Origin of the sequence: Chryseobacterium cupriresistens (genome assembly GCF_046614675.1) — a bacterium.
GTDB classification, from domain to species: domain Bacteria; phylum Bacteroidota; class Bacteroidia; order Flavobacteriales; family Weeksellaceae; genus Chryseobacterium; species Chryseobacterium cupriresistens.
Map to the genome: position 1 here is coordinate 126,892 of NZ_JBKKJT010000008.1, position 15,481 is coordinate 142,372.

The window sequence follows — 15,481 nt, forward strand, 5'->3', positions numbered from 1 at the left end:
GAATTTACTTCGCGTCAATAGTCAGTTTTATTTTGCTAAATGATTCACGATTCACTCATTCACATTTATACTTTAATTCCCGTTCTCATCTTGGCACTTCTTGCTCTTGAGTTTTCTTCAATCTCCTTTTCATCAGGAATGATCGCTTTACTCTTGATCAGTTCAAATGCCTTTTTATAATTTCCGTAGATATCTCTTTCCGGTTCTCCTTCAAACATTCCGTTTTTCAGGAATCTTTTTACCAAACGGTCTTCCAGAGAGTGGTAAGAAATAACGACTAATCTTCCTTCCGGTTTCAACACATTAAAAGCCTGAACCAACATTTCTTTCAATACTTCAAGCTCCTGGTTGACTTCAATTCTTACTGCCTGGAAGAGCTGGGCATAGAACTTATTCACTTTGTGAGGCGGAATGTAGCTGAACAATTTTTTCAGATCTTCCGTGGTTTCTATACTTTTTGTTTTTCTGTGATGAACAATTTCTCTCGCCAGCTTCCTTGCTTCTCTCAATTCTCCATAGTGGTAAAAAATGTCTGCAAGTTCTTCTTCCTCATATTCATTAATCACTCTTTTGGCATCAAGATTCTGCATCACATTCATTCTCATATCCAAAGGAGCATTGCTTCTTGTTGAGAATCCTCTGTCTGCTTCATCAAACTGATGGGAAGACACACCTAAGTCTGCCAAAACACCATCTACCTGTGAAATGCCATACATCAGCAAGGAGTTTTCCAGGAATCTGAAATTCTGATTCACTAATGTAAACCTTGGGTCATCAATTGTATTTTTAAGTGCATCCAGATCCTGATCAAAACTGAACAATCTCCCTTTGTCGGAAAGTCTGCTCAGGATTTCTCTTGAGTGGCCTCCGCCTCCAAAGGTGCAGTCCACATATATTCCGTCAGGATTCGTCACCAAATCATCAACACTCTGCTTCAACAAAACGGGGTTATGATACATGCTTAATTGTGTTTTTTATTTACTACTAATCAATTAATAACCTACTGCTATTATTCTTCATCGAAAGAGCCCATCACATCTTCGGCAAGGCTTGCAAAATCAGCTTCGTTGGTGGCAATTACCTTTTCATAGGCTTCTTTATCCCAAATCTCAAAGAGTTCTCCTGCGCTGGTGATCACAATATCCTTCTGAAGATTTGCGAAAACCGTAAGATCTTTCGAGATCTGTAATCGTCCTGCATTATCCAACTCTACTGTTTTTACTCCTGCCGTAAACATTCGTATGAAATCAGCATTCTTTTTTATGAATCTGTTCAGTTTATTAATTTTACCCATCAGTTTGTCCCATGCATTCATAGGATAAACTTCCAGACAAGGTTGGAACACAGATCTTTTGACTACAAACGCCTTATCGTCGAAGTTTTCCATCTGTTTGATTAAAGATGAAGGAACTTTTAAGCGGCCTTTGTCGTCAATTTTACACTCATATGTCCCAATGAAATTTTTCATTTGGGACAAATTTATATAATAATTTCCAAAATTTCCCACTTTTTCCCACTTTTTGACTCAATGTTAATAAGTTTTATTAAAGATTGAATTTCAATAATGTAAAATACTGATATGAAGAGACTTGTTGAAAGTGTTATCTAAGCCATAATAGAGAGGTTCTGAAAAAAAAAGTTAAAAAGGAGAATATTATATTATTTTTATCTTAAATTAGGATTATCAAAATTTTTTTGAGGTTTAATTTGTATTTTTGCAGGGCTTTATTAAGGCGTTTTATGATATTTAGTACAAAAAAAGAAAAGAAATATTCCTATGTAGAAGCGGGAGAAGGACATCCATTAGTGCTGTTGCACGGGTTAATGGGTGGTTTGAGTAATTTCGATAAAATGGTAGATTTTTTTTCGGATAGAGGCTTTAAAGTATATGTTCCTCAGCTGCCGATCTATGATCTGCCGGTACTCAATACGAATCTTACCACGATTGCAAAATATATTATCAAGTTTATAGAAAGTCATATTTCCGGTCCCGTAACTATTGTAGGAAACTCAATGGGTGGGCATGTAGGACTTATATTGACTTTGGCGAGACCTGATCTGGTTAAGAATCTTGTTCTTACTGGAAGCTCCGGTCTTTATGAAAGAACTTTCGGAGACAGCTTTCCAAGAAAAAATGACCGTTCTTATATCAGAAAGAAAACAGAAGAAGTTTTCTATGATCCAAAGGTGGCCACAGAAGATCTTGTAGATGAAGTTTTTGCAGTCGTTAATGACAGAATGAAGGGAATAAAGACGGTAATGCTGGCAAGAAGTGCCATCAAACACAACATGCTGAATGATCTTCCGAAGATTGTGACACCTACCTGTCTGATCTGGGGTAAACAGGATAATGTCACTCCACCGGAAGTGGCAGAAGATATGCACAAGTTTATTCCGAATTCCGATTTATTCTGGATTGACAAATGCGGCCATGCTGCCATGATGGAAAAGCCGGATGAATTCAATGAAATCCTGTATAACTGGATAAAAGATAAAGTTTAAAACATATAATGACCATTAAGAGCTTTTCTTAATGGTTTATTTTTCTAAAATACATTCAAAAATGATTATCAAAACAGCAGAGTTTGTAAAGAGCAGTGGAAAATGGCAGGAATGCCCTGAACCCAATATTCCCGAATATGCTTTTATCGGAAGGTCGAACGTAGGAAAGTCATCACTGATCAATGCCATGATGAATCATAAAGATCTGGCCAAGACATCGCAGACTCCCGGGAAGACCCAGCTGATCAATCATTTTTTAGTGAACGAGAACTGGTATCTTACCGATTTACCTGGATATGGTTATGCAAAGGTTTCAAAAGTCCAGCGAAAGGATTTTGAAAAGCTGATCACCAATTATATTCTGAACAGAAGAAATCTGGTCAACCTTTTTGTATTGGTAGATGTAAGGCATACTCCGCAGAAAATCGATCTGGAATTTATCCAGTGGTGTGGTGAAAGTGGAATACCGTTTTCCATTGTCTTCACAAAGGCAGATAAACTGAAACCGAATGCCGTTATCAAAAATGTTGAAGACTATAAAGCTGAACTTCATAAAACATGGGAAGATCTTCCCGAATTGTATATCACCTCAGCAGAAAAGAAAGAAGGAGGAGATAAAATTCTTGACTTTATCCAAAAGACCAATGAGTTTTTAACTAATAATAATATAAGTTTCGATGAGTAATATGATCTGGAAAATCAAAACATTTGATGAGTTTACTGTTCCGGAACTATATGCAGTACTGAAAGCCCGTATTGATGTTTTCGTTATCGAGCAAAATTGTCCTTATCCTGATCTGGATAATTATGACCAGAAAGCCGTTCATATCTGGGCTGAAGAAGAGGGACAGGTACTGGCCTACTGCCGGATTTTTGATAAAGGAATAAAGTATGATGAAACTTCTATAGGAAGGGTTCTGACCACAGAGCTGGCGAGAGGAAAAAGCCTCGGTAAACAGTTGATACAATATGCCGTAGAAACTATAGAAAACCGTTTTCACACTTCTGAAATCAAAATATCCGCACAGGATTATCTTTTAAGATTTTACAGCGGGTTCGGATTTGTAGATACAGGGAAAAAATATCTGGAAGATGATATTCCGCATACGGAAATGATAAGAAAGTAAAAAGGTATCTCAGACGAGGTACCTTTTTCGAACTGTATAAAATTATATTGGGTGTTATTAGTTTTTTTCATCATTTCTTACATCAAAAGTAAGTCTATTGTGAAAAAGAACCTTACGGAAAACCGTAATTAACTTAATTTTTTAATATTAATTGCAGTTGGTACAATATGATCTGTCCACATATTGTTTGCTGCTTCCTGAATAATAATAACATCCTCCTCTGGATCCTACATATAATTGTTGACCATTATACGAACATCCTTTACTGGAAGTGTATGATCTTGCATAAACTTGTCTTTTCGACTTGTTTTTTTTTATTCATCTTACTTTTTCTGGGTTTTTTGCCAGAAAGTTCTTTGATAAAAATCACATTGGTGCTATAAGCTGAAAGGCTGTCGGGAAATAATATTGCTAAACCAAAGAGGCCTGTAAAAAATAGTTTTTTCATGGTATTTATTTAATTTTTAATTATCCTCGATGAATAATTGCTTCATTTAATGCGTTTACAATTTTTTGAATGTAATCTCTGTCTTTTGATACAATACTATTAACTTCTCCAGCATTTGTGCTTATTCGTACTGCATATTGATTTTTAATAGTAAAAAACCACCAAAAACCTAGAATTAAAATTATTATTCCCATCCAAAAAAACTCTTTTGAGAAAAGGAGTATAAAACCTACAATGATCAGTAGAAGGGCCTTGTTTTTACTTTTAATAATTTCAAAAATATAAACAGAAGAGATATTCCTCATAGCATATGTTTTTGAATGTGTTATATATCTTGACTGCGTAACTTTTATAGAGCTGTCATGATAAAATATTGTTTCATTTTGGGTGATCGCTTCCATTATTTAGTATTTTTAATTATTGTAAAGGTTTAGATCAAAATCCTAATTCTGAGACTTTCGAAAAGCTATCTGTGAACTCATAAAATTATTTATTGATTAACATCCCAAAAGTACAATCCTCTAAAAACCAATCCTTACGGAAAACCGTAAAGCAAAAACCTTCCAAAAAATGAAAGGTTTGTATACGAAAATGACTCTGATAAAGTTTAAATTATTCCCAGATCTTTACAAAAAGCAACAAGCTGTTCATTACTTGTTATTTGAAGATCTTCTTTCATACTGTTGAGTTTTTTCTCTACGCTGCTTAAGCTGTTGGGCTTAATATCGTTATTCTGAAGATAAACTGGTATATTTTTCTGTAAAACTCCCTGCGATAAGAGAGACACCAAAGTAATGTCATAGTTGGAAAACTCATAATTGTTGAGCTTCTTTACTTCCTGTTTAAGATCCAGGGAAAGATAATTTTCATTCACGTAGGTAGAAGCGATTGCTTTTTTCAGTTCTTTTGAATCATTTCTGGCCTTACGGACAAAACCATTGATTTTGTATTCATTAAACAGGCTATCTATAATCCCGGATCTGTGCTCAGCTGAAAATACAATAACTTTCAGCGAAGGATGAAGCTCTCTAACGGTTTTTATCAGTTCTTTTCCATCTTTAAGATTCTGTATATTATGGTCTTCTTCAAAAGAAAGGTCTGTAATTAACAAATCATAAAGATCATCTTCACGAATGGATTTTTGAATTTTAGCTAATGCATCATCACAATAATAAACATAATCTGTGTTGGAAATATGAAGGTCTTCTAATGTTTTCTGTACAGAAATACTGCTGCTTTCGTGATCTTCAGCTATTAAAATTTTTTTGAACATTCTTTTTCTTTTTTAAGAAGCAGGAAATGAAATATAAATTTTCAATCCCTTTTCGGTTTCAGTGTCAAAAATAATTTCTCCATGAATAGTTTCAATACGGGAATCCGTATTTGTTAAACCATTTTTGTAGATAATTCCTCCCGGGATACCGATGCCATTGTCTGTATACTGAATTTGTATGATGTTATTTTTTCTTTCAAATTTAAAGGCAACAAGGGTGGCATGACTGTGTTTTTTCATGTTGATAAGAAGTTCCCGCATCACCTGATAGATTTCTTCCCGGGTAAAATCATTCAAGGTCTTCCATATAGTTTCGTCGTTTCCGGCAAGATAAGTTTTTACATTTTCATTATTAAACGATGCAATAAGGGTAGATATTCTTTTACTGAATTCCGGCTTATTTTCAGAAGCGGTCTTCTCATAAGAAATATCCCTGGACTTTTCGTAGACAAATTCCAGCTCATCAAGTACTCTTTCTTTGTCAAAATCTTCCTGATTTTCGATCTTCGTCATCACCTGGTAAATCCCATTGGCCACCACATCATGTACTTTTTTGGAAAGATGAAGTTGATTTTCTTTTATTCTTAATTCATTTTCCCGCTGCAGCCCTTTTTTTCTTCTCTTGTAAACAATCCAGCCGCCAATCAGAGTTAAAGACAGAATTCCTAAAACTACATTCTGCTTCAGAATCCTGTTTTGTTTTTGAACAGTAATAATTTTTAACTTTTGGTTTTCTGCGTTCTTCTTTTCTACATCAAATTCTATTAATGCAAATCTGTTTTTTGCTTTATCTTTAGATAGCTGGATGCTGTCATTCAGATACTGATATTCTGCAAAATAGTCTTGTAAGTTGCTTTTTGTATCACTTTTTACCAGAAATTCGATGGCTTCTATCCTGTCACCTGGATTTTTGATTACTTTTGCTAAAAGATATTTTTGATGGTTATGATACAAGGCTTTTGATTTATCCGAGTGTAAGTAATACTCAGCAAGATGAGAATGACTGGATATCATACCCGCTTTATCGTTGATTTTTTGTCTGAGAGCAAAAGCTTTTAACAGATTGGGTTCTGCATTGTAGTTTTTGTTTTCAAGCCAGCTTATATAACTGTAATTATCTAAAATCCGGGCATAATCAATCTCATTTTTTTGCAGGTTTTTTTCCTTAAGAAGAGATTGATAGATATGAATTGCCTTCGGATAATTTTTCAGTTTTCCGTAGGTGTCTGCAATGTTATTTTTAATAGTGATTTTCTGAGAATTATCCGAACTCAGCTGTAAAGCTTTATGATACCAGTTGAGAGCCTCAGAATAATGCTTGAGATTTTTTTCAGATATTGCAAGGTTATTATAAATGGAAGGAAGATAGGCAGAGTCTCTGGGCAGTTTTAAAAAGGACAATGCATCGATAGCTCTTTCATTACTGCTAAGGTAATCTCCGATATCATTGAGGATAATAGCCTTGATAATTAAACACGATGCAATATCAGCTGAATCATTTTTTAGCTTATAAATGCTCTCTGCTTTAGATAGAAGGGTAAATGCCTTTTCATTATCATTATTATATAAAGCTGCCGCTTCATTATACATTTTGTCCGCTTCAGTGGAAGGGGCTTTTACCGGAGGATTTCTGTTTTCAGAAAAATTGCAGCTAATGAATAAAAGAAAAATTCCTACAAATTTAAAACCGGGATACATGATAATAATTGATAACAACTAAAGATATTAAAAAAAGGACAATTTTCATTGCCCTTTTGTTTAATTATTTTTTTGGAGGCAAAATCTGCCCTGTTTCTCCACTGGTGTCTTCCGGAGCCATTCCTGTTTCGGTTGTAAAACTCATTGTAGAGGATTCGTAGTTATTGTTATCAGTTGCTGTTGTATTGGCATTACTATCTGAAAATGCTAAGCCTAATAGCATCATTATAATTTGGATCATTTCCTTTAAAATTTTCGAAATTGAAATCGTATTTCTTCCTCTCACGATGCATTGATCATGAGCTGTACACTGTTAAAATTTCGAAGCGCTTCTTAATTTTTTAGGGAAGTGAACCTTTAAAAACGGAGGCGAAACATCTGCTTCCCGATCCGGAGTTTAATCTCTGTTTTCTCTGGTTTTTTTGAAATCAGTTTTTGGTCATGTTTTGTTGATTTCTAAGGCAAATTTGCGGTAAAAAAGAATAGAGATGTTAGACAAAACATAGACATCAATAGACAGTAATGAAGTGTGGAGTTATTACGGAAATCCGTAATGAGGTATGACTGAAAATCATCTACTTTGTAATGCCCGAAAACACTGTTTATGTCCAAGAAAAAACTACTGATTAATGAAGTATTTGAGCAGGCAAGAAAAGAGTCGGAGAAAACCACAAAAAGTGGATTGGCTTCTTATCTGCATCTTTGTTTTATTGATAATCTGAAATTCTATGATATTTCAGAGAAAACATTCATACGATATTATGAAGACTTTGTAGAAGGGAACAGCTGCAGGAATATTGAGGCAGAGAGGCTCAACAAGATGAGCCAGTATATAGGCTATAAAGACTTCAATGATTTTTCAAGGACTTTTATCAGAAATGATGAAAAAAAGAATCTGACCACGGTAAAAATAAGTGTGGATCAGGATGAGGAGGTTATATCAGAGAGGCTGTCTAAAATTAATATTAATATCATTAATGAGCAGCATTTTAAAATGCCGGAGTTTGCCAGACAAAATAGTTTTGGTCTCTTAGGGATATTAATGCTTGGAGGATTTTTGATCGGAAATTATTACTGCTCATCAGGAAACAGAAATGTATATGAACCATTCGGTTTTTTGACTCTTCCCGCAGTTGAAAAGAATTGTATGTACTGGGATCAAAATGAATATAAGCTTGCCGATTGCAATGAAGAAAATCTTGTATTGAATATTGTTCCTAAGGATGATATTCGGATTAAGTACTTTAAACGGGTTACAAGAAAAGATACACTTACAGTAGAAAATGCTTTGGGAAAAATGTGGTATTCAAAAGTCAGAGGGAAAGTTGAGTTTTTTACTATGGATGGAGTTGATCCGGAAAACAAAAAAGAATTAAAACCAGCCACAGAATACATCATTAGAAAATATTCGGGTAAACACGAAATGATACAGGCAGAATAGACTTCCTTCACCAATATTTAAAATTCAACAGGAATGTTTCCCGGTATACGCATGTTTGCATCAAACAAGAAGCGAAGAGGTTCCTCTTCGCTTCTGTTATTTTTATATTGATTGTAAATGTCCGAATTACATTTTGTTTTATTCTGCATTCAGCATTCCCATCTCTCCGAAGTGTTTTTTAAACTTCTGGATTTTTGGTCCCACTACAGCGCTGCAATACGGCTGTGTCGGATTTTCATTATAATACCCCTGATGATATTGTTCTGCCGGCCAGAATTTGTCAAATTTCGTTAATTCCGTTACATAGGTACCAGCCCATCTTCCCGATTCCTGAGATACTTTAATGGCTTCTTCGGCTTTTGCCTTCTCTGCATCATCTTTATAGTAAATCACAGAACGGTACTGGGTTCCGATGTCATTTCCCTGTCTGTTCAGTTGGGTGGGATCATGAAGGAAGAAAAACACATCCATCAGCTGTTCATAAGAAATAACTGACGGATCATAAGTAATCTGTACCACTTCCGCATGTCCGGTTTCTCCTGTACAGACTTCCTGATAAGTCGGATTGTCTTTATGTCCACCTGAATATCCTGAAATAGCAGATTGTACCCCTTTCAGCATATTGAAACAGCTTTCCACGCACCAGAAACATCCGCCTCCGAAAGTAATCTGTTCTAAATTATTATTGTCCATTGTAGGTAATTATATTGTTTTATGATCTCTTCCTTTATCCGGAAAAGCTGATCAAAAATAGGAAAAACTTTTTCATTTGAACACGATTTTATGTCTGAAACGTAAATTACAATGATAGATGTGACAAATGGTTTTCAAACACAAATAACACCAATGTTTTCACAAATCACCACAAGAAAATATAGGATAATCATCTGTGAAAATCTGTGCGATCTGTGGTCAAAATGGATTCAATACAAATGTGAATGGTTGATGTCTGAGATAGCTTAAAACAGTTGGTATTAGCGCTGTCATGCTGAGCTTTGTCGAAGCATTTTAATTTTAAACACGAATAACACGAATGTTTTTCACAAATCATCACAAGAAAATATAGGATAATCATCTGTGAAAATCTGTGCGATCTGTGGTCAAAATGGATTCAATACAAATGTGAATGGTTGATATCTGAGACATTTTAAAGCAGCCGGTATTAGCACTGTCATGCTGAGCTTAGTCGAAGCATTTTAATTTTAAACACGAATAACACGAATGTTTTCACAAATCATCACAAGAAAATATAGAATAATAACCTGTGAAAATCTGTGCAATCTGTGGGAACAAAAAAAGCACCCTAAGAGGATGCTCTGAATTATTTAAAATAGCGTTCAGTTATTTTTCCCAAACCAAAGCACTTGCTCCAAGAATGGCAGCATCTGCTTCGTCAAGCTCACTGAATACCAGTTTTACCTTATTTCTGAAAATAGGAAGAAGGTTTCTCTCCATATGCAGTTTAGCAGGCTTTAAGATAAAATCTCCCGCTTTGATTACTCCTCCAAACAGAAGAATAGCTTCCGGTGAAGAGAACATAACAAAATTAGCCAGGGCTTCACCCAGTTTCTGACCCGTATATCTGAAAACCTCAATCGCAATAGGATCTTCCTTGATAGCACATTCGTATACTGTTTTAGAATTGATCGCATCTTCAGGATATTGGTTCAACATGGATTCCGGAAATTCCGCCCTCATTTTTTTGGCTGTAATGGTAATTCCTGTAGCAGAAGCATACGCTTCCAGACTTCCTTCTGATCCTGTGCTCCAATGCTTTCTACCACCCGGTTTTACAATCGTATGACCCAATTCTCCGGCAAACCCGTCATGTCCATAGATTAAACTTCCATTGGCAATGATTCCGCTGCCTACCCCTGTTCCCAGTGTAATCATGATGAAATCCTTCATTCCTCTTGCTGCTCCGAAAAGCATTTCTCCAAGAGCTGCCGCATTGGCATCATTGGTTACTGTACAAGGAAGATTGAATTTTGCCGTCATCAGTTCAGCGAAAGGAATAACGCCTTTCCAGGGAAGGTTAGGAGCAAGTTCTATCGTTCCTTTGTAGTAGTTTGCATTAGGTGCGCCTACTCCAATTCCGTCAAAGTGTGCTTCAGTTCCATACTTTTCCATCATTGGATAAACATGGTCATATAAAGCATCAATGAAATCCTCAACTTTGTCATAAGCATCGGTTCTCAGGTTTCCTTTATCCAGAACTTCTCCACGGTGGTTTACGATTCCGAATTTAGTATTGGTTCCGCCGATGTCAACTCCAAGGGCAACTTGTTTTGATAAATCTATTAATGACATTTCTATTATTAAATTCTAGGGGCTAAAATTATAAAAAAGATTGTATTAATGGATTATTAATAGGGTTTTATTTAATATGTTAAACCGTTTTTACTATTTTTTTCTTTTTTCTGCCCCACCATATCATAAATCCGGTAACCGGAAGCGAGGCACAAATGATACTTACAATAAATGCAATGATCTTGGTAGGAAGTCCCAGAATAGCACCTACGTGAATATCATAATTGGCGTTCACAACCTTTTCTCCGAAGTTTTTGTCTTTCGGGTCATGAGTATGCAGCAATTCTCCTGAGTTTTCATCGAAGATTAAGCTGCTGCTTTTATGGTATGAATAAGAAAGATGCTTTACGTATACTTCAAAGTTGGGGTGCTCGTGATCATCCATATGCGGATGTCCTAAATCGATGGCGAAACCATAAGATTCAGGATATTTTGTCTGTACTGTATTGATGATTTTATCCAGTGTTCCTTCTGTTCTCAATTCGATAGGTGCCTTTGTTTTAATATGTGAGAAGTCGGGATATTTTGTTTCTCCACCGGAAAATATCACATAGATCATCGCCTGCACCACAAAGAATGCATAGAAAAGTCCCGTGATGGAAAAGATCAGAGCAAAGATCGATGCGTAAAATCCCAGTACATTATGAAGGTCGTAGTTTTTTCGCTTCCAGCTTTTAATATTTTTCCATTTGAAGGCAAAACGCTGTTTTCTGGCTGCTTTGTTCTTGGGCCACCATAGAATGATCCCGGAGATCAGCATGATAATAAAAATAATAACAGGAATTCCCACTACATAAGTTCCCCAGTCCTGTTTCAGGAGGTAGCTCCAGTGGATCATTTTTACAATATTGAAGAATCCGTTTTTCTCATCATAGACTCTCAGTACTTTTCCGGTGTATGGGTTTACATAGGCCTGTTTGTAGATAGGAAATTCATCAAAATAGTTCCAGGCATCTGTATTATGTTCATACCAGAAGAACATATAGGACATTTTTTTATCAATAGGAACATTTACCCAGTGGATAGGATACTTTTCTTTTACCTGCTCCGCAACAGCCTTTTCCATCACTCTGATGGGAAGGACCTGTTTCTGCTCTATATTTTGCTCGTGATGGTAGATGACATCTTTTCGGGTGATATTTTCCACTTCATCCTTAAAGACATACAATGCCCCGGTAACAGAGATAATAAAGATCAGGAAGCCTATTCCCAATCCGAACCACAGATGCAGTTTGGCGGACCATTTTTTGATAAAGCCCGGTTTCTTTTTATGATGATGCTTTTTCTTCATATAACAGTAAAAAGTAAAGCAAAGATATGCTTTACTTTTTATTTAGATTAATTAAAATTTGTATTCAATCATGAATGTCCCTCTCAATCCAAGAGCATTAGTAAAATCACTGTCTCTTGCTGTCCACCATGAAATGGCAGGCTGGTACAGTTTGTTGAAAAGGTTTTCAATACCTAATGATACTCTCCAGTTGTTGTTAACCTCATAACTGGATTTGAAATTGAAAACAGTATACTCAGGTACATATCCTTCACCATAAGCATACAATCCCGTCTTGGCATTTGGTTCAAATCTGTTCTGCTGGAAAGAGTGAAGCATATCAAGACCAACGGATAGAGCTGGAACAGGTCTTGCCTGAACATATGCCAATACTTTAGGCGCAGAAATTCTGCTGTTGTTGATTTTTGTTGAATAATCACCGTCATCTTTTACAGAAGTAATTCCTTCCATCCAGCTGTAGCTTCCACCAAACTGAATCCATTTTATAGGGCTAAAGTGTAAAAATCCTTCTACCCCGTATACAACCTCGGGAGATCTCTGAATCATCAATGCTCTGTCTGGACTTTGTACGAATGATGCTCCCAGTTTAGAGGTACTCACATAAGAAGTTAATTCATAGTTCAACCAGCCGGAAAGTTGTCCTGTTGCTCCCAATTCGTAGTTGTTTACGATGATTGGTTTTGTTTCCAGGTTTTTGATGGTTTCAGAGGTTGAGGTTCTTAAAATTCTTCCTAACTCATTGATAGAGTAGGCCTGAGAGAAGCTTCCGAAAAGGTTGATATAAGGCTCAATATTGTAACGAATTCCAATATTTCCTACCAATGCATTGTAGTTCAGTTTTCCACCCGCGACAGGAATACTTTTGGTGAAAGTTCCGTCACTTTTCAGGGTAGAAAGGGTATTGAAGTCATCTACATTTACTTTGATGTTTTCGTAACGAAGTCCTCCTTTGATGGTGAACTTTTTAAACAGATCTATTTTTGCCAGTACGAAAGGTGCAATATTGGTCATGTTCATATTGGGAGTCCAGAAACGTCCGTCTTCCAGCTTTTGAACGGTTTCATCATTCAGAATATCGGCTCCGTAGATGATTTCCGCCTGAGAGTTTGCTGAATTCCAAAGCTGGGTATCAAAATTGAATCTTGCTCCTGCCTTTTTTGAAATGACATTAGACTGTCCGCCATTGAAAAAGGTGTCACTGTAGCCGTAAACGGTTTTAAAATCCTGATAGTAAAGGTTGATATTCAAAGAAGTTCCTGCAAACAGGTTCTTATTGTCGTAGCTTACTCTTATGTTGTGGTTTTTAGGAGTTCCCTGGGGAGTTGTTTCCAAACCTTTCCCAATTCCTTCACCAATCGTTGGCTTGATGCCGTATTTTCCTGTTTTTAATCCTACATTCAGATCTGATCTTGATGAATAGCCAATGTAAGAAGCCTCAATTCTCTGATTTTCGTTGATGTCATAACCTATTTTCAACAGTCCGTTGTAGTTGTCCATCTTCGCAATGCTATAGGTAGGACTTATCAAAACACCATCACCGTCTTTTGTATATCCTGTTCTTTCGTAGGCTAATGAAAGGGTATAATCAAACTTGTTGATCTTTCCTGATAAAAGCTGACTGGCTCTTACTCCTAAAGTGCCTCCATAAGGCTGCCCTGTAAGCCCGACCTGTGAAATTCCGGAGATTTTTTTATCTGTTTTGCTTCTTTTTGTAATATAATTGATGATCCCTCCGTCTGCTCCGTTACCATAAATGGAAGAAGCCCCTTTGATTACTTCAATTCTTTCAATGGCTGAAGGGTCAATGGTTCTTAAATCTCTTGCTCCGTTACGAAGTGGGGTAGACTGTGGAATTCCATCAATCAAAACCAGAACCTGACGTCCTCTTAAGGTCTGTCCTGTATTGGATGTCTGTCCCGAATTGGTTCCTAAACTGGGAACGGTATACTGCAGGATGCTTGTGATATCTGAGTTAACGGTCAGCTGAGACTGAATCTGTTTCTCTCCTACCACCGTTATGGAACTTGGAACTTCTTTTATGCTTTCCTTTTTTCTGGAAGCAGTCATGACAACCTCGTCTACATTTTTAGTTTGTAAACTATCTTTTACCTGAGCAAAAACAGTGGCAGTTCCTAAGCAGGCAGCTGATAAAAGCACTTTTTTCATTATATTTTCTTTCCTTTTTTCTTTCTTTTTCCCCACCAGACCAGAAATCCGGTTACAGGGAGCGATGTACATGTGAGGCCGGCTATAAACCAGATCACTTTTCCAATGATTCCGAAGTAGGAACCGGTATGGATGTCATAATTGGCGTTGGAATATTTCTCGGCAGTATTGAGATTGTGATGAGGTTTATTGGAGAGTAGTTTTCCGGAGTATTTGTCGAATGTCAGGATGTTTCTTTCACTGTATCTTCCATCCATTCCGTAAACCGTTACCGGGAGATTTTTCAGTTCTTTTCCTTTTTTATTCTTTCCGTTCAAAGTCATTCTGAAGCTGGATGATTTTGTATATAATTTTTCAGTCTGTGCCGCAGCCAGATCAAAAACAGCTTCATTCTTTGCCATCAGAGAGTCCGGGGATTTTCTTTCTTTTTCCTTTGGCAGTTCCCATGAACCAGACAGTGCAAAAGTAAAAGTGTTTTTTACATAGGGATAGGCAAAATATAGTCCGGTAACACTCAGAAGCAGCGCAATAAATGATGCATAGAATCCAAGAACATTATGAAGATCATAGTTTTTACGCTTCCAGTTTTTTACATTTTCCCAATTGAACCAAAAACGTCCTTTTCTTGCATTTTTGTTTTTAGGCCACCATAAAATGATCCCTGTAATCAGCATAATGACGAAAATAACAGTTGGGATTCCTACAGTATACGGTCCCCATTCTGAATTAAGCAGAAGTCCCCAGTGGATATATTTCAGAATATTGAACACATCATACTTTTCATCATAAACTGCCAGGATTTGCCCGGTGTACTGATTCACATAGACTAGTTTGTTGATGTGTACCTGCTGAAAATAATTCCATCCCTTTTTGCTTTTGTCATAGTATTCAAACTGATAGGCTTTTGTTTTGTCTAAAGGAATTTCTACAGCACTTACGGGATATTTTTCATTAAGTTCCAGCGTAACTTTTTCACGAAGCAGATGAATAGACAATGGCTTTTTTCCGATATCCTCCTTTTTCAGGTAAATGGCTTCTTTGCGTAAGCTATTCTGTATTTCATCCTTAAAAACATATAAAGTCCCTGAAAGAGAGACTATAAATACAATGATTCCAACAGATAAACCCAGCCACAAATGCAGCTTTGCAGACCATTTTTTTGCGGGAGACACTTTCTTTTTATGATGATGCTTTTTTCTCATAGCAAAAAGTTAACCCCATGAGG

15 protein-coding genes are annotated in these 15,481 nt (G+C 36.4%); 4 read left to right on the forward strand and 11 right to left on the reverse strand.

Going from position 1 to position 15,481, the window contains the following annotated elements:
* Positions 1-65 precede the first annotated feature (65 nt).
* Both rsmH and mraZ read right to left on the reverse strand, forming a co-directional pair.
* Positions 66-959 (reverse strand): 16S rRNA (cytosine(1402)-N(4))-methyltransferase RsmH, encoded by an 894-nt coding sequence (rsmH, locus tag ACLI50_RS18940; RefSeq protein WP_202842308.1) that lies wholly within the window; start codon positions 957-959, stop codon positions 66-68.
* A gap of 50 nt (positions 960-1,009) precedes the next feature.
* Positions 1,010-1,468, reverse strand: a complete 459-nt coding sequence (gene mraZ / locus ACLI50_RS18945) for a division/cell wall cluster transcriptional repressor MraZ (RefSeq protein WP_110011282.1) — start codon at positions 1,466-1,468, stop codon at positions 1,010-1,012.
* Positions 1,469-1,740: 272 nt separating this feature from the next.
* On the opposite strand from mraZ, the gene ACLI50_RS18950 reads away from it, so the two are divergent.
* The 3 genes from ACLI50_RS18950 to ACLI50_RS18960 all read left to right on the forward strand — a co-directional run bounded on the left by ACLI50_RS18950 (position 1,741) and on the right by ACLI50_RS18960 (position 3,629).
* Positions 1,741-2,502, forward strand: a complete 762-nt coding sequence (locus ACLI50_RS18950) for an alpha/beta fold hydrolase (RefSeq protein ID WP_047426276.1) — start codon at positions 1,741-1,743, stop codon at positions 2,500-2,502.
* A 61-nt stretch (positions 2,503-2,563) separates the two neighbouring features.
* Entirely contained in the window at positions 2,564-3,187 is a 624-nt protein-coding gene (yihA, locus tag ACLI50_RS18955; RefSeq protein WP_202842310.1) for a ribosome biogenesis GTP-binding protein YihA/YsxC, read from the forward strand.
* Positions 3,180-3,629 carry a GNAT family N-acetyltransferase gene (locus tag ACLI50_RS18960; protein WP_110011281.1) on the forward strand — a complete coding sequence of 150 codons (450 nt, stop codon included), beginning with the start codon at positions 3,180-3,182 and terminating at the stop codon, positions 3,627-3,629. Before yihA ends, ACLI50_RS18960 begins: the two co-directional genes overlap by 8 nt.
* Positions 3,630-4,097: 468 nt before the next feature.
* On the opposite strand, the gene ACLI50_RS18965 is transcribed toward ACLI50_RS18960, so the two are convergent.
* The 4 genes from ACLI50_RS18965 to ACLI50_RS18980 form a co-directional block, all read right to left on the reverse strand.
* Entirely contained in the window at positions 4,098-4,478 is a 381-nt protein-coding gene (locus ACLI50_RS18965; RefSeq protein ID WP_411414416.1) for a DUF6232 family protein, read from the reverse strand.
* Between the two features lie 206 nt (positions 4,479-4,684).
* A complete protein-coding gene (locus ACLI50_RS18970; RefSeq protein ID WP_110011280.1) occupies positions 4,685-5,350 on the reverse strand; it encodes a response regulator in 666 nt (221 codons plus the stop codon).
* 12 nt (positions 5,351-5,362) lie between these two features.
* Positions 5,363-7,066 (reverse strand): tetratricopeptide repeat-containing sensor histidine kinase, encoded by a 1,704-nt coding sequence (locus ACLI50_RS18975; protein WP_411414417.1) that lies wholly within the window; start codon positions 7,064-7,066, stop codon positions 5,363-5,365.
* Between the two features lie 46 nt (positions 7,067-7,112).
* A complete protein-coding gene (locus tag ACLI50_RS18980; RefSeq protein WP_411414418.1) occupies positions 7,113-7,289 on the reverse strand; it encodes a hypothetical protein in 177 nt (58 codons plus the stop codon).
* A 363-nt stretch (positions 7,290-7,652) separates the two neighbouring features.
* Between ACLI50_RS18980 and ACLI50_RS18985 the strand changes: the two genes are divergently transcribed.
* Positions 7,653-8,489, forward strand: coding sequence for a hypothetical protein (locus tag ACLI50_RS18985; protein WP_411414419.1), 837 nt, complete (start codon positions 7,653-7,655; stop codon positions 8,487-8,489).
* Positions 8,490-8,627: 138 nt separating this feature from the next.
* Here the strand turns inward: ACLI50_RS18985 and msrA are convergent, their stop codons facing one another.
* From msrA to ACLI50_RS19010, 5 genes are all read right to left on the reverse strand, one after another.
* Positions 8,628-9,182 carry a peptide-methionine (S)-S-oxide reductase MsrA gene (gene msrA, locus ACLI50_RS18990; RefSeq protein ID WP_411414420.1) on the reverse strand — a complete coding sequence of 185 codons (555 nt, stop codon included), beginning with the start codon at positions 9,180-9,182 and terminating at the stop codon, positions 8,628-8,630.
* Positions 9,183-9,830: 648 nt separating this feature from the next.
* Positions 9,831-10,799, reverse strand: coding sequence for an ROK family protein (locus tag ACLI50_RS18995; RefSeq protein WP_137904601.1), 969 nt, complete (start codon positions 10,797-10,799; stop codon positions 9,831-9,833).
* A gap of 79 nt (positions 10,800-10,878) precedes the next feature.
* The gene (locus ACLI50_RS19000; RefSeq protein ID WP_411414421.1) at positions 10,879-12,090 is read right to left on the reverse strand and encodes a PepSY-associated TM helix domain-containing protein; all 1,212 of its coding nucleotides are present in this window, start codon (positions 12,088-12,090) and stop codon (positions 10,879-10,881) included.
* A gap of 51 nt (positions 12,091-12,141) precedes the next feature.
* Complete coding sequence (locus tag ACLI50_RS19005; RefSeq protein ID WP_343641216.1) at positions 12,142-14,256, reverse strand: TonB-dependent receptor; 2,115 nt, start codon at positions 14,254-14,256, stop codon at positions 12,142-12,144.
* On the reverse strand, positions 14,256-15,458 hold the full coding sequence (locus tag ACLI50_RS19010; protein ID WP_343641214.1) for a PepSY-associated TM helix domain-containing protein: 1,203 nt from the start codon (positions 15,456-15,458) through the stop codon (positions 14,256-14,258). Before ACLI50_RS19010 ends, ACLI50_RS19005 begins: the two co-directional genes overlap by 1 nt.
* Between the last annotated feature and the right edge of the window lie 23 nt (positions 15,459-15,481).

Excerpts from the sequence above, each read along its gene's own strand:
- ACLI50_RS18965 (WP_411414416.1), bottom strand. The coding sequence starts at position 4,478 with ATGGAAGCGATCACCCAAAATGAAACAATATTTTATCATGACAGCTCT.
- ACLI50_RS18960 (WP_110011281.1), top strand. The coding sequence starts at position 3,180 with ATGAGTAATATGATCTGGAAAATCAAAACATTTGATGAGTTTACTGTT.
- ACLI50_RS18995 (WP_137904601.1), bottom strand. The coding sequence starts at position 10,799 with ATGTCATTAATAGATTTATCAAAACAAGTTGCCCTTGGAGTTGACATC.
- mraZ (WP_110011282.1), bottom strand. The coding sequence starts at position 1,468 with ATGAAAAATTTCATTGGGACATATGAGTGTAAAATTGACGACAAAGGC.
- ACLI50_RS19010 (WP_343641214.1), bottom strand. The coding sequence starts at position 15,458 with ATGAGAAAAAAGCATCATCATAAAAAGAAAGTGTCTCCCGCAAAAAAA.
- ACLI50_RS19005 (WP_343641216.1), bottom strand. The coding sequence starts at position 14,256 with ATGAAAAAAGTGCTTTTATCAGCTGCCTGCTTAGGAACTGCCACTGTT.
- ACLI50_RS18980 (WP_411414418.1), bottom strand. The coding sequence starts at position 7,289 with ATGATCCAAATTATAATGATGCTATTAGGCTTAGCATTTTCAGATAGT.
- yihA (WP_202842310.1), top strand. The coding sequence starts at position 2,564 with ATGATTATCAAAACAGCAGAGTTTGTAAAGAGCAGTGGAAAATGGCAG.
- rsmH (WP_202842308.1), bottom strand. The coding sequence starts at position 959 with ATGTATCATAACCCCGTTTTGTTGAAGCAGAGTGTTGATGATTTGGTG.
- ACLI50_RS18985 (WP_411414419.1), top strand. The coding sequence starts at position 7,653 with ATGTCCAAGAAAAAACTACTGATTAATGAAGTATTTGAGCAGGCAAGA.
- ACLI50_RS19000 (WP_411414421.1), bottom strand. The coding sequence starts at position 12,090 with ATGAAGAAAAAGCATCATCATAAAAAGAAACCGGGCTTTATCAAAAAA.
- ACLI50_RS18970 (WP_110011280.1), bottom strand. The coding sequence starts at position 5,350 with ATGTTCAAAAAAATTTTAATAGCTGAAGATCACGAAAGCAGCAGTATT.
- ACLI50_RS18950 (WP_047426276.1), top strand. The coding sequence starts at position 1,741 with ATGATATTTAGTACAAAAAAAGAAAAGAAATATTCCTATGTAGAAGCG.
- msrA (WP_411414420.1), bottom strand. The coding sequence starts at position 9,182 with ATGGACAATAATAATTTAGAACAGATTACTTTCGGAGGCGGATGTTTC.